Source organism: Rothia sp. 11254D007BW (assembly GCF_053548195.1).
In genome coordinates this window covers 804,722-818,962 of record NZ_JBPWPK010000001.1, presented here as the reverse complement: position 1 = coordinate 818,962, position 14,241 = coordinate 804,722, and the positions used below count along the sequence as shown (strand labels likewise).

The window sequence follows — 14,241 nt, the reverse complement described above, 5'->3', positions numbered from 1 at the left end:
GGGTGGGCATAAGGCGTGCGGACGCCGGTGCAACACACCCGGGCGCGGGTTAAGACCAACATCACCCCACTTTCCCGTGAACACGCGGTGAAAACGCCCACCAAACCATTGACCGGCACCCGCACGAGCCCTAGACTTGAATCTGTGCGTGTACAGTGCCCGCTTTGGCGTGCGTCGCACCCGCACATCATATTGTCCGTATCAACGCTCAATACAGAGAACCATGCGGACCTTACCCCGCGTAACAGCCCACAGGCTCCACCGCGGGAGCACGTAAGGGCCTGCCTGTATTGACCTAGAAAACTATCCATATTGGAGCCCTACTCTCTATGAGCACCAACGTTCCCCAGGTTGCAATCAACGACATCGGCAACGAAGAAGAATTCCTCGCAGCAGTCGACGCAACCATCAAGTACTTCAACGACGGCGATCTCGTTTCAGGCGAAGTTGTCAAGGTTGACCACGACGAGGTTCTGCTTGACATCGGTTACAAGACCGAAGGCGTCATCCCCTCACGTGAACTTTCCATCAAGCACGACGTAGATCCCGACGAAGTTGTTTCTGTTGGTGACACCGTTGAAGCTCTTGTCCTCACCAAGGAAGACAAGGAAGGCCGCCTGATTCTCTCCAAGAAGCGCGCACAGTACGAGCGCGCCTGGGGCGACATCGAGAAGGTCAAGGAAGAAGACGGCGTCGTTACCGGTACCGTCATCGAGGTCGTCAAGGGTGGTCTTATCCTCGACATCGGCCTGCGTGGCTTCCTCCCCGCTTCACTCGTCGAAATGCGCCGCGTTCGCGACCTGGCACCCTACATCGGCCAGGAAATCGAAGCCAAGATCATCGAGCTCGACAAGAACCGCAACAACGTTGTTCTGTCACGCCGTGCATGGCTCGAGCAGACCCAGTCAGAGGTCCGCTCAACCTTCCTCAACCAGCTCGAAAAGGGCCAGGTTCGTACCGGCGTTGTCTCCTCCATCGTTAACTTCGGTGCCTTCGTTGACCTCGGCGGCGTTGACGGTCTCGTCCACGTATCTGAGCTCTCCTGGAAGCACATCGACCACCCCTCAGAGGTTGTCGAAGTTGGCGACGAAGTCACCGTTGAGGTCCTCGAAGTTGATCACGACCGTGAGCGCGTCTCACTGTCACTGAAGGCTACCCAGGAAGATCCCTGGCAGGCATTCGCTCGCACCCACGCACTGGGTCAGGTTGTACCCGGTAAGGTCACCAAGCTCGTACCCTTCGGCGCATTCGTTCGCGTTGAAGACGGCATCGAAGGCCTCGTCCACATCTCCGAACTCGCCGTTCGCCACGTGGACCTGGCAGAGCAGGTTGTCTCCGTCGGTGACGAACTGTTCGTCAAGGTTATCGACATCGACCTCGACCGTCGCCGCATCTCCCTGTCACTGAAGCAGGCCAACGAAGGTGTAGACCCCGAGTCCACCGAGTTCGACCCCGCTCTCTACGGCATGGCTGCAGAGTACGACGAAGAAGGCAACTACAAGTACCCCGAGGGCTTCGACCCCGAGACCAACGAATGGCTCGAAGGCTTCGAAACCCAGCGTGCAGCATGGGAGCAGCAGTACGCTGACGCCCAGGCTCGCTGGGAAGCTCACAAGGTACAGGTTGCTAAGGCTCTCGAAGCCGACGCAGAAGCAGCAGCTGCTGCCCCCGCGTCCGCTCCCGCTGAAGCTGCACCCACCTCATACTCATCCGAGAAGCCTGCCGAAACCGGCACCCTGGCTTCCGATGAGGCACTGGCTGAGCTACGCAAGAAGCTGACCGGTAACTAATTCTCTGAATTAGTCACAGCAATCAAGGGCCCCTTCCACCTTCGGGTGGGAGGGGTCCTTGTCTGTAGGGTGCAACGTGCGTGCGAGGGCGTAGAGGCGGGCGTCATGCCTATAGTTCATGCTCAGGCTAGGGTTAGTTAACCTTGCGTTAACCTTTTCCCCAGACTATTAACAGGGCTCAAATTTTGCCTTAAGACCGTATGAACACAACCTCAAAGGGGGACTCGTGGATTCCAGCGCGAATTCGGGTTCACATCTCGCAACCCCCGCGTTGCAACGAGACACCACCGACAAATGGTGGCACCTCGCCTTCGGCGGCCTCATGGCTGTCTCACTGACACTCTTTACACTCTGGTCCCTCAACTACGTCGACCAGTCAGCTCGCACCCTCGTCCTTATCGCAGCCGTCCTCCTGGGTCTCTTCATGGCCTTCAACATCGGCGGTAACGACGTAGCGAACTCCTTCGGAACCTCCGTGGGCGCGGGTACCCTGACCATCAAGCAGGCCCTGCTCATCGCGGCTGTCTTCGAGGTATCGGGCGCTGTGATCGCTGGCGGTTCGGTGACCGACACCGTGCGTTCAGGCATCGTCGACCTGGGTGCTATCGACCTGGACCCCATGCAGTTCGTCTACATCATGATGGCAGCCCTTCTGGGCGCAGCTATCTGGCTGCTGGTCGCCACCAAGATGGGCTGGCCCGTCTCTACCACCCACTCCATCATCGGCGGTATCGTGGGTGCGGCCCTGACCATCGGCTTCACCACCGGCACCGGCGGCATGGACATGGTGCAGTGGAGCAAGATCGGCCAGATTGCCATTTCTTGGGTTCTTTCACCGCTCCTGGGCGGTCTGTTCGCCTGGGTTCTCTTTGGCTTCATCAAGAAGTACATCCTGGGCTACAACGAGAAGGTCGATGCGGCCATGCTCGAAATCAAGAAGCACCAGGAAGAAGAGCGCGCAGCCCACACCCCGCACGACGGTTTCCAGCGCATCACCGACCTGCAGCAGGACGCCTACTCCAACGCTATGCTGCGCAAGAAGAAGTTCAAGCTCAAGAAGCTTGACCCCGCGGCCCCTGAGAGCGAGTACTACCGCCAGGTGCACAAGCTTGACCAGAAGGCTAAGCGCGCTGACTCCCACCGGGCACTTGAGGTTTATGTGCCTATCCTGGCTGCCTTTGGTGCGGCTCTGATTGCAGCCATGCTGCTCTTCAAGGGTCTGGATAACCTGGAGCTGGGTATCTCAACCATGGGTAACGTCATGATTATGGTGATGGTTGCGGCTATCGCCTGGGTGAGTGTTTCCGTCTTTGCCCGCAGCCTGCAGAAGCAGGAACTCTCCCGCGCTACCTTTACCATCTTTGCCTGGTTGCAGGTCTTCACCGCAGCTGCCTTCGCCTTTAGCCACGGTGCCAACGATATCGCCAACGCTATCGGCCCCTTCGTGGCAATTCTTGATGTGCTCAAGACCGGTGCCATTGGCGACGAGGCCGTCGTGCCTATGCCCGCTCTGGTGGCCTTCGGTATCGCCCTCATCGTGGGTCTTTGGTTTGTGGGTCGTAACGTGATTGCTACCGTCGGTCACGGCCTGACCAAGATGCACCCCTCATCGGGCTTTGCCGCTGAGCTGGCCGCTGCCGGTGTGGTCATGGCTGCGTCTGTTCTGGGTCTGCCCGTTTCGTCCACTCACATCCTAATCGGTGCGGTGCTGGGCGTCGGTATCGTCAACCGCTCAGCGAACTGGAAGCTCATGCGACCCATCGCCCTGGCCTGGATCATCACCCTGCCCATCTCAGCCGCTATCGGCTCGGTAGGTGTGCTGGCTATTTCAGCAATCTTCTAGGCTAGATCAACCCACTGGGTTTCACCCCACGAAATGTGCCCTGCGCCGGCTGTCAGCTCGGCCAGGGCCGTTTCTGTTTGGGCGCGGGTTGCCGCATCATCAAAAACACCCAGGGTGATGTGGGCGCCGCTGGCTGTGTAATCTGTACCCAGTACCGTGTAGCCCAGCGCACGCAGGTCGTTCTCGAAGCGTCCTGCCTCGGCGTGGGAGGCGGTAACTGTTCCCAGTCGCAGACGTTCGCGGGGCACCAGGGGAGCGGCGTCTAGGGTGGTGACCACCGCGTCCGTATAGGCGCGCACCAGCCCACCGGCACCCAGCTTGATGCCACCGAAATAGCGCACCACCACAGCGCAGATATCGGAGAGGTCGGTGGTTTCGCCCTTGCGCCCTTCGGTGCGGCGGGCCAGCAGGGCCTGGAGCATGGGAATCCCAGCGGTACCTGCGGGCTCGCCGTCGTCGTTGGAGCGCTGGGTCTGCCGGTCTGCCCCGATGATAAAAGCAGAGCAGACATGGCGGGCATCGTGGTAGGCCTTGCGCTTGGACTCAATAAAAGCGCGGGCTTCTTCTTCAGTTTCCACGCGCTGAACATAGCCGATGAACTCACTGCGCTTGATTTCTAACAGGTGCCGGGTCTCGGTGCGGGTAGCGAGCACGGTGTAGCGGTTGGCGCGGGTTTCATCAGTCATGGTGTCTATTCTAGTGTGCGGTCGGTGGGGCGCGTAGGCTGGTGGGAGCGGGCACCTGCCCGATGCTTAGAGACGAAAGGACGCCTGTGGTTGCGAGAATTGGTCTGACCGGCGGTATCGGGTCGGGTAAGTCGACGGTGGCGAAGATGCTGGTGGAGTGCGGGGCTGTGCTGATTGACGCCGATGCTATCTCCCGTCAGCTGATGGAGCCGGGCCAGGCGGTGTTGGCTGAGACCGTCCGCGCCTTTGGCGAGGGTGTTTTGACCCCTACCGGTGAGCTTGACCGGGCTGCCCTGGCGTCCCTGGTCTTTGCGGACGAGTCTGCCCGTGCCCGTCTGAACGCCATCGTGCACCCGGCGGTGCGGGCTGAAGCTGCGCGGCAGCGTGAGGTGGCGGTGCAGAAGCTGGGGGAGGGCGTCGTCATTGTTGAGGATATCCCCCTGCTGGCCGAGACCGGTCAGGCGGCAGACTTTGATGCGGTGATTGTGGTTGAGGCGCAGCGCCAGGAGCGGCTGCGCCGCCTGGTTGAGGTGCGCGGCATGAGTGAGGCGGACGCCCGCGCCCGCATTGCTGCGCAGGCCAGTGACGAGCAGCGCCGGGCTATTGCCACCTGGGTCATTGATAATTCGGGAAGTTTAGAGCGCACCGCTGCGCAGGTGCGCGAGGTCTTTGCCAAAATCACAGCGGACTCGTTACATGAATAAATTTTTAGCTAGCATTATTTGAACGTATGGTCTAAAAAATCTGGTTGTGACCAGTGAAAACAGGTGAGAACAGGAGAAAGTGTAAAAATCAAGTAGGCTTATCTCCCCTGGAAAACAACCCCAAGCCCTCTTATTATTGATACGTTGCCCAGAGACCGGGCAGCCGCTGTGCGGGCGGTGGATGCAAGGGGCCCGCACGGTCACACACGTACTTCCACCGGGATAATCCTGTGCTGAACAAGCTACACGACAGACTGGGGCTGCGAACCAACCCCGTCATTTTCTTCTCATCTGCACTCTTTATCATCGTCTTCACCCTGCTGATGATGATCTTCCCAACGGCCATGTCAGATGGCATTGGCGTCATCTCCGACTTCATCATCACCTACCTGGGCTGGGTCTACACCCTGGGTATCGCCATCTTCTTTTTCTTCCTGATTTACATGGCGATGAGCCGCTTCGGCCGCATCAAAATCGGTGACGACGACGCAGAACCCGAGTACTCCGGTCTTGCCTGGTTCGGTATGCTCTTCGCAGCTGGTGTTGGTGCCGTCCTGCTCTTCTGGGGTGCGGCAGAACCCATCACCCACTACGCCAACCCGCCCTACGACGGGGTAGAGCCCCAGTCGGATCATGCAGCGCTCGAAGCGCTCGCCATCGCTAACTGGCACATCGGTCTGGGCGTCTGGATTATTCTTACTATTCCCGCCCTGGCTTTCGGCTACTTTACCTACAAGCGCAAGCTGCCCCCGCGCGTCTCATCCATCTTCCAGCCCCTGCTGGGTGAGCGCATCCACGGCCCTATCGGTAAGACCATCGACTCGGTTGCTATCGTTTCTACCGTTTTCGGTATTGCGGTTTCGGTGGGTCTGGGCGCCCTGCAGATTAACTCGGGTATGGGCATCATGTACGGTGTGCCCCTGGGTGGCTGGATTCAGGCCGCTATCGTTGCTGTGATTACTGCCGCCGGTATTACCTCGGTGCTGATGGGTATGGATAAGGGCGTTAAGCGCCTGTCCTACATCAACATTCTGCTGGCTATTTCCCTGATGATCTTCATTCTGATGACCGGCGCAACCCGCTTCGTCACCCTGGGCACCATCGAGTCAGCCGGCTACTTCCTGCAGAAGCTACCCGTGATGATGCTCTTCAACGACGCCTTTGCAGATACCGGTTGGATTGGCTCCTGGACGGTCTTCTACTGGGCCTGGACTGTGACCTGGGCGCCCTTTGTTGGCCTCTTTATCGCCAAGATTTCCCAGGGCCGCACCATCCGTCAGTTTGTTGTCGGCGTACTGGCTGCCCCCACCACCTTTACCCTGATGTGGGTTGGTGTCTTTGGCCTGAGCGCTTTCAATATCGAGCGCAATGAAAACGGCACCCTGGTGCAGACCGTGGCGGAAGAAGGCGATATTCCCGCTGCCCTCTTCGAGTTCCTGGGCCACTTCCCGCTCTACCAGCTGGTCGCTGCGGTGACCCTGGTGGTGATTACCATCTTCTTCATCACCTCCATTGACTCAGCAGCCCTGGTCATGGACGCGATTGCTAACGGCCATGAGGACCCGGCCCCCAAGAAGCAGGGTATTTTCTGGGCTGCCTCCATCGGCGTTGTATCGGCTTCCATCCTGGTAGCAGCAGGCGATAACGGTCTGACCGCCCTGCAGAACGTCATTATTGTGATCGGCTTCCCGGTCTGGCTTATTGGCTTCATGCAGATGTGGATGCTGGTGCGCGCCCTACGCGAGGATGCCGGTGAGCTGCCTCCCATGCGCACCCGCCAGTGGAAGCAGGTTATCCCCATCGAGGAATACCACCGCCGTGCTCAGGAAGACTTCTCGTCGATCGAAGAGGTCACTATTCGCCCCGAGTACGAGCTGGGCACCGAACCCGAGTTTGAAGGTCTGGTTCCCAATACCGGTCAGATTCCTGTGGTAACGGCCGAAGATATTGCTGAGGACGCCGCCGCGAAGAAGGCTGCCTCAAAGCCGGCTGAAGAGCAGGGCACTCATACCGCTGTGGTAACCGGTGACCTGCCCGCTACCGACATTGACCCGAAGAAGTAAGGTCTGAGCGACCGCTTGTTAGCCCCCGATGAAACTAGTACATATGTTCTAGTTTTGTCGGGGGTTTTTCGGTAGGGTAGAGGGCATGAGCCTTGCCCAAGAAATTAACCGTGTTGTTGCACCTTTTGAAGTTGTCTCTGAGTATCAGCCGGCTGGTGACCAGCCCAAGGCAATCGCGGAGCTGACCGAACGCGTCCAGAACGGTGAAAAAGACATCGTGCTCATGGGTGCCACTGGCACCGGTAAATCTGCAACGTCTGCCTGGCTCATCGAGGCCGTCCAGCGCCCCACCCTGGTCATGGTGCAAAACAAGACCCTGGCTGCCCAGCTGGCCAACGAACTGCGCGAGCTGCTGCCCAACAACGCTGTTGAGTACTTCGTTTCCTACTACGACTACTACCAGCCCGAAGCCTACGTGCCGCAGACCGACACCTTCATCGAAAAAGACTCCTCCATCAACGAAGAAGTCGAACGCCTGCGCCACTCCGCCACCAACTCCCTGCTGACCCGCCGCGACGTTGTGGTGGTTGCTACCGTCTCCTGCATCTACGGCCTGGGCACCCCCGAAGAATACGTTGCCCAGATGGTGACCCTGCGCCAGGGCGAAGAAATCGACCGGGACGAGCTGCTGCGCCGCTTCGTCTCCATGCAGTATGCCCGCAACGACCTAGACTTCCACCGCGGCACCTTCCGCGTCCGCGGCGATACCGTCGAAATCATCCCCATGTACGAAGAAAACGCGATCCGTATCGAGTTCTTCGGTGATGAAATCGAAGCTATCTACACCCTGCACCCGCTCACCGGCGAGGTCATCCGCGAAGAAACCGAAATGTACGTCTTCCCGGCCTCCCACTACGTAGCCGGCGCCGAACGCATGGCCCGAGCCATTGCGTCCATCGAGGACGAGCTGCGCGACCGCCTGCAGGAGCTGGAGTCTCAAAACAAACTGGTTGAAGCCCAGCGCCTGCGCATGCGCACCCAGTATGACCTTGAGATGATGGAGCAGATGGGCTTCTGCAACGGCATCGAAAACTACTCCAGCCACATCGACGGGCGCGCTCGCGGCACAGCCCCGCACTGCCTGCTGGACTACTTCCCCGATGACTTCCTGCTCATTGTCGACGAATCCCACGTGACCATTCCCCAGATCGGTGCCATGTTTGAGGGCGATATGAGCCGCAAGCGCACCCTGGTCGAGCACGGCTTCCGCCTGCCCTCAGCCATGGATAACCGCCCCCTCAAGTGGGAGGAATTCCTCGACCGCATCGGCCAGACCGTCTACCTCTCAGCTACTCCCGGCAAGTACGAGCTGGCCCAGGCCGACGGGGTGGTGGAGCAGATTATTCGCCCCACCGGCCTGGTCGACCCCGAAATCGTGGTCAAGCCGACCGAGGGGCAGATTGACGACCTGCTCGAAGAGATCCGTGTGCGGGTAGAGCGCGACGAACGCGTGCTGGTCACGACCCTGACCAAGCGTATGGCTGAGGACCTCACCGACTACCTGCTGGAACACGGGGTTAAGGTGCAGTACCTGCACTCCGATGTTGATACCCTGCGCCGTGTGGAGCTGCTCAGCGAGCTGCGCCAGGGCGTCTTCGATGTGCTGGTGGGCATCAACCTGCTGCGTGAGGGTCTAGACCTGCCTGAGGTTTCCCTGGTTGCTATTTTGGACGCTGACAAGCAGGGCTTCTTGCGCTCTACCACCTCCCTGATTCAGACCATCGGCCGAGCCGCCCGTAACGTGGGCGGTCAGGTGCACATGTACGCCGACAAAATCACCGACTCCATGCGCACCGCTATCGATGAAACCAACCGTCGCCGCGAGATTCAGCAGGCCTACAACCGCGAGCACGGTATCGACCCCCAGCCCCTGCGCAAGAAAATTGCCGACATCACCGACGCCCTGGTCCGCGAGTCAGAAGACACCGCAGAGCTCCTAGCCGCCCGCAAGGGGGCATCGGGCAAGCTGGCTCCGGTTAAGAAGGGCACCAAGTACGCGGCGACCAGCCCCGAAGCCGAAGAGCTCTTCAAGAAGGCAGAAGCCCGGGTGCGTCAGGACGGCCTTGCTGCAGCTCCCGCCGAAGACCTGCTGGGTCTGATCGAAGAGATGCACGCCCAGATGATGCAGGCCGCCGAAGAGCTCAAGTTCGAGCTGGCAGGTCGCTTGCGCGATGAAATTGCCGATCTGAAGAAGGAGCTACGCGCTATGCAGGAAGCCGGGCACGCCTAAACACCTGGGGCTCTTTAGAAGCTCGTGGGCTTAGTGTAGACTGGTGCAGTTTGTGTCAGCACCACCTTGGGAGGTTCGATGAGCCAGAAAACCGCGCGTCCCAGCGTTGCCCGCATGCCGGGTATGCCCCAGATTCTGCTTACCTTCGGGCTGACCATTTGCAGCCTATCTATCCTGCTTCCTGCCTCGCCGGCTTGGGCACTGGCAGGTGGGGCAGGTTCCCTGGGCGCGGGTGCCACCAACGCGGTACTGATGGCTGTCACCGTAGCCACCCAGTTCAGCGTCCCCGCTCTCACTCGCCGCTTCTCCTGGGCGCTCGTGTTGCCGGTGGGCACCCTCTTTATGGGGCTGCCCTCCCTCATTCAGGCTCTGAGCCCCGACCTACTCAACGTCCTTGTTACCTCGGGTCTGCGCGGTATCGGCTTCGGTATTGTCACCGTCTGCTGCTCATCGGCTATGTCCTACCTCATTCCCGTCGAGTACCGGGGGCGGGCTGTCGGGCTCTACGGGCTGGCAGCTGCAGGTGCCCAGATGTTCTTCACACCCGTCGTTCCCTGGGCGCTCGATACCTTTGGCTACCGCTCGGTGATCTCAGCCGGGGCAATCGCAGCAATAGCAGCTCCCTTCGCCCTGCAGCTAGGCCGACTGGTTGACCACTTCATGGAAGAACAAAGGGCCGGTGAGCAGGGGAGTGACGCCACCCCTGTAACTTCCACCGCAACCATCATCGCCCGCATCTGGCCCGCGCTGCTGACCCTCACACTCGTCACCAGCGTCGGCGGTGCCTTCATGACCTTCTCCACCGAAATTGCCCCCACTGCCACCCTGGCGACCGGGGCTCTGCTCCTGCTCTGCGCCCTGGCAACCCCCACCCGTCTCTATGGCGGATCCCTCACCGACCGGTTTGGTACCCGCCTTCTCATGACCCCGGTGCTGGCCCTCACGGCCCTGGGCGCTGCCCTTGTTGGCTGGGTCAATGGCGCGAGCCTTCCCTCCATCATCTTCCTCCTGGCTGGTGCAACCCTGATCGGGTTCGGCTACGGCTTCCTGCAGTCGGTCACCATGGTGCGCGCCCTGTCGGACGCCGGTGGGCCGGACGCCACCCAGCGGGCGTCCGTCGCCTGGAACTCCCACTTCGACATCGGCACCGGCCTCGGCTCTCTCGCCATCGGTGCCGCCGCGCAGGCAACTAGCTTTGCCGCAGCCTGGGCGGGCGCGGCCGTCCTTCTCCTGGTCTGTGCTATCGTGCTCGGCCTTAAGGACGCCCGCGCGTCTGTTCAAAAGTAAGAAGATGGGTTATAGTTGTAGACCGAGCAAGGGAGTATCCCACTAATTCCTGCATCGTCAGCACGTTGATCGAAGGCGCCCAACCGGGGCAGGAAACCACCCTCAGCGGTGGTGGGAGAGACTTGTGGATTTTGGCAAACCCCAACCACAAGAAAGGCTCCCAATGCATATCACTGGGTTGCAGTGGGGTGTAACGATTGCGTTCATCCTGGCACTGCTTGCTTACGACTTCTTCTTCCACGTGCGTAAAGCGCACGAACCCACCATCAAAGAGGCCGCGATTTGGTCGGCCGTCTACGTGGGTATCGCCCTGCTCTTTGGCCTGGTCATCCTCTTCTGGGACGGCACCCAGTTCGCTGCAGAATACTACGGCGGCTACATCACCGAGAAGGCTTTGAGCGTCGATAACCTCTTTGTCTTCCTGATTATCATGGCCTCCTTCAAGGTGCCGCGCGAAGACCAGCAAAAGGTGCTGCTCTTCGGTATTATCTTCGCCATGATCGCCCGCACCATCTTCATCCTGATTGGTGCTGCCGCTATTGAGCGCTGGAGCTGGGTCTTCTACCTCTTCGGCCTGATCCTGATTTACACCGCCGGTAACCTCATCAAGGGTGAAGTCACCGACAAGGAAGAGGAGGACGAAGCCAACAACTTCGTCGTTCGCCTGGCCAAGAAGATGTTCAACACCGTTGACTACTACGATGGTGACAAGCTCTTCACCGTAGAAAACGGCAAGAAGGTCATGACCCCCATGCTGCTGGTCATGGTAGCTATCGGTGGTACCGACATCCTCTTCGCCCTGGACTCCATCCCCGCAATCTTCGGTTTGACCCAGGAAGCCTACATCGTCTTCACCGCGACCGCCTTCTCCCTGATGGGTCTGCGTCAGCTCTACTTCCTGATTGACGGCCTGCTGGATCGCCTCATCTACCTCTCATGGGGCCTGTCTATCATCCTGGCCTTCATCGGTGTGAAGCTGCTGCTGCACGCCCTGCACGAGAACACCCTGCCCTTCATCAACGATGGTCAGCCGGTTCACGTTGTTGAAGTCACCATCGGCTTCTCACTGACCGTCATCGTGGGTGTGCTGATTGTGACCGTCCTGGCCTCCCTGCTCTCACCCAAGGGCAAGGCTCTGGCAACCATCCAACGTGTTCAGACCCTGTCTGAGAAGTACCTGAACCTGCCCGCCGATGCTTCTGAGGCTGAGCGCGCTGAGATTCAGCGTCAGTTGGATGAGCAGGTTGCTAAGTCCCGCGAGATTCCGCAGAAGTACCGCGACGAACTGATTGAGTCGGAGAACGAGTACCAGGACCTGGTCCGTCGTGCCCGCACCGCTCACGCCGAGCGCAGCGCCTAACCGGCGGTAGGCGTCCGCCCCAAGAACTAGGGGTGCGGACGCCCGCCCCGGCTTCACGACCGCTGGCCCCATCCCGAGAGGGAAGGGGCCAGCGGTCTTTGCATGTGGAGGTGTCACAAGAGCTGGGGCTCTAGAACTAGATTTCAGGTTTGAGTAGAATTGACCCTAACCCCTGTTTCTGCCCAAGAAGGGAGTTTCCATGTCTGCAGCCGAGTATCTACCCCTGGTCTTTTGCCTGCTCTTGCTGGGTGGGCTCTTTCTGGCGATAGCCCGCATGGGTGCAGCCGGTACCTTGCGCCGTAACGGACTGGTGGGCGTCCGCACCACAGCAACTATGCAGTCGGATGCCGCCTGGTACGCGGCCCATAGGGCGATTGCCCCTGCGCTGCGAATCTGCGCCTGGGCTCAGATTGCTGGGGCAGCCCTCGTCCTGGCTCTGGGGTTGATGGTTCACAATTCCGCAGTTATTCCTGTTGGTCTCGCCTTTCTGATTCTTCCCACTATCGCCATGCTGGTAGTTGCCATGACACGAGGAACGTCTGCCGCCAATGACGCCCACCGGGCCTGGGAACAAGACCAGCAGACCTCCCCAACCCATCGCTGAACAAAAAGGCCGAGAGGTGCAGCTGCATCTCTCGGCCTTCTTGTTATAGCTGAAATCCGTTAGCGCATATCAGCCAGCAGATTCTTCAGATGGCCCAGAATCAGGGGGCCGTCCGCGCCTAGACCGTCATGGTGATGGGTCTTAGACGTCCACACACGGGTATTACCCACGAACCCGGCGGTTGTCATCGAGTGGGCGTAATCCACGTACACATCGGGCACGTAGGCCGCTGCAACCAGGGGCACCTCGTTGCGGGCCAGCCGGTCGTGGTCGTAGAGACGGCCCCAGTCCTTCTTCTCCGCCAGCAGCTGGGCAACCTCCGCCAGCGGACGCAGAGCCGGGTCCTCCTCGTAATACCAGGGGAAGATATGCTCACCGGTCAGCAGCAGGGGAGAGGCATCCTCGGCAAAGTCCGGGCGCTCAGCGTACATGCGGGCAGCAGACCAGTTCGTCGGTGAAGCAGACGGCGAGGTGCCCCCTAGCCCCTGCGCGGGGCCGTCCGCATAAATCGTCTCGTGCAACAGGCCGTAGAGGGGGGAAGACTGGAAGCTGACCTGGGTGCTAACCTCTGTCAGGAACTGGTCAGAGAGCCACTTATCAGACTCAGCAAAAGCGGACTCCAGTACATAGTGCAGGCCCCTAGCCCGGCCGTTACCCCCCAGAATATTGCCTAGCATCTGGAAGCGGTGCGGGGTTAGGCGCTCGCCGGTGGGCAGGTATTCCTCATTCTTGGCCAGGTGCTCGCAGATGCGGACGGCCAGCTCCTTATCTTCGGGGTACCAGCCGTAGTATTCCTCGGTGCGCTCCTTCATACGGTCGAGGGTGGAGCGGTAGACGTCATCCACGTGGGAGCGGATGGGGGCAAGCCCCGCGGTCATGCGGGAATCCTTGACGGACTCGGGTGCAAAGGAAAGGTAGGAGAGGGTCAAGAAGCCACCGAAGCTCTGGCCCATGGTCGACCAGCGCTTGTCTGTGCGGTCTGCCAACAGGATTTCGCGGACGACCTCGGCGTCGGCAATGATGGAGTCGGCGCGGAAGAGCTCGCAGAACTCAGCCTGTACCTCGGGACTGCCCTGGGCGGTGATGACGCGGGCAGAGAGCGGGGTGGAATTGCCGGTGCCGCGCTGGTCCAGCAGAATCAGGCGGTGGGTCTTGGCGAGTTCCTGGACCCAGCCGCCTTCAGAGATAGGGCGGGGGCTCTTGCCGCCGGGGCCGCCCTGCAGGTAGACCATGTAGGGGCGCTCATCGACGGGGGTGGTGAGGGCGTCAGAGGTATCGATGACTTCGCGAGCGAAGACGGTGATGGTCTGGTCGGCAAAGCGGGATTCCAGGGCTGCCTCTTCACCCTTGCCGTAGATGAGCCCGTGGGTTAGGGGCACAGTGAACCAGTGGTCTACCAGTTTGAGGGATTCAATGGTGTGGGTGACGCCGACGCGGTGGGTCGGCTGGGGTAGGCGGGGGTGGGTAGGCATGGGGCTCCTTTGCGCGCAAATCAGGTCTTTCTTCTACCGATAGGCTACCCTAGCTTCCCCGCACCGGCTCTGAGGTGGTGCGTAAGAAGTTCTAATGTGACCGCTTTAGAAGTGAGAATCGCTACCCCCACCTAGTAGGGACCAGATAACTACCGATAGTACGTCATGCCCATCAGGACTTCGGTAGGAATCTGGTCCCTTA

General features: G+C 60.0%; 10 protein-coding genes. 8 read left to right on the top strand and 2 right to left on the bottom strand.

What is annotated here, in order from left to right:
- Positions 1 to 329: 329 nt before the first annotated feature.
- Positions 330 to 1,790 carry a 30S ribosomal protein S1 gene (gene rpsA / locus ACEE43_RS03685; RefSeq protein ID WP_237185579.1) on the top strand — a complete coding sequence of 487 codons (1,461 nt, stop codon included), beginning with the start codon at positions 330 to 332 and terminating at the stop codon, positions 1,788 to 1,790.
- A 226-nt stretch (positions 1,791 to 2,016) separates the two neighbouring features.
- A complete protein-coding gene (locus ACEE43_RS03680; RefSeq protein ID WP_237204875.1) occupies positions 2,017 to 3,633 on the top strand; it encodes an inorganic phosphate transporter in 1,617 nt (538 codons plus the stop codon).
- Here the strand turns inward: ACEE43_RS03680 and ACEE43_RS03675 are convergent.
- Positions 3,630 to 4,319, bottom strand: coding sequence for an IMPACT family protein (locus tag ACEE43_RS03675; protein ID WP_449106943.1), 690 nt, complete (start codon positions 4,317 to 4,319; stop codon positions 3,630 to 3,632). The two genes, ACEE43_RS03680 and ACEE43_RS03675, sit on opposite strands and share 4 nt — an antisense overlap.
- Before the next feature lie 62 nt (positions 4,320 to 4,381).
- Between ACEE43_RS03675 and coaE the strand changes: the two genes are divergently transcribed.
- The 6 genes from coaE (at position 4,382) to ACEE43_RS03645 (ending at position 12,567) form a co-directional block, all read left to right on the top strand.
- Positions 4,382 to 5,023: a dephospho-CoA kinase gene (gene coaE, locus ACEE43_RS03670; RefSeq protein ID WP_449106942.1), complete on the top strand. Its 642-nt coding sequence runs from the start codon at positions 4,382 to 4,384 to the stop codon at positions 5,021 to 5,023.
- 230 nt (positions 5,024 to 5,253) lie between these two features.
- Positions 5,254 to 7,086 carry a BCCT family transporter gene (locus tag ACEE43_RS03665; RefSeq protein ID WP_237206867.1) on the top strand — a complete coding sequence of 611 codons (1,833 nt, stop codon included), beginning with the start codon at positions 5,254 to 5,256 and terminating at the stop codon, positions 7,084 to 7,086.
- 85 nt (positions 7,087 to 7,171) lie between these two features.
- Positions 7,172 to 9,316 carry an excinuclease ABC subunit UvrB gene (gene uvrB, locus ACEE43_RS03660; RefSeq protein ID WP_449106941.1) on the top strand — a complete coding sequence of 715 codons (2,145 nt, stop codon included), beginning with the start codon at positions 7,172 to 7,174 and terminating at the stop codon, positions 9,314 to 9,316.
- Positions 9,317 to 9,394: 78 nt separating this feature from the next.
- Positions 9,395 to 10,603: an MFS transporter gene (locus ACEE43_RS03655; RefSeq protein WP_449106940.1), complete on the top strand. Its 1,209-nt coding sequence runs from the start codon at positions 9,395 to 9,397 to the stop codon at positions 10,601 to 10,603.
- A 163-nt stretch (positions 10,604 to 10,766) separates the two neighbouring features.
- A complete protein-coding gene (locus ACEE43_RS03650) occupies positions 10,767 to 11,963 on the top strand; it encodes a TerC/Alx family metal homeostasis membrane protein (RefSeq protein ID WP_449106939.1) in 1,197 nt (398 codons plus the stop codon).
- Positions 11,964 to 12,162: 199 nt separating this feature from the next.
- Positions 12,163 to 12,567 carry an SdpI family protein gene (locus ACEE43_RS03645; protein WP_449106938.1) on the top strand — a complete coding sequence of 135 codons (405 nt, stop codon included), beginning with the start codon at positions 12,163 to 12,165 and terminating at the stop codon, positions 12,565 to 12,567.
- 59 nt (positions 12,568 to 12,626) lie between these two features.
- Here the strand turns inward: ACEE43_RS03645 and ACEE43_RS03640 are convergent, their stop codons facing one another.
- Entirely contained in the window at positions 12,627 to 14,039 is a 1,413-nt protein-coding gene (locus ACEE43_RS03640) for an alpha/beta fold hydrolase (protein WP_449106937.1), read from the bottom strand.
- Between the last annotated feature and the right edge of the window lie 202 nt (positions 14,040 to 14,241).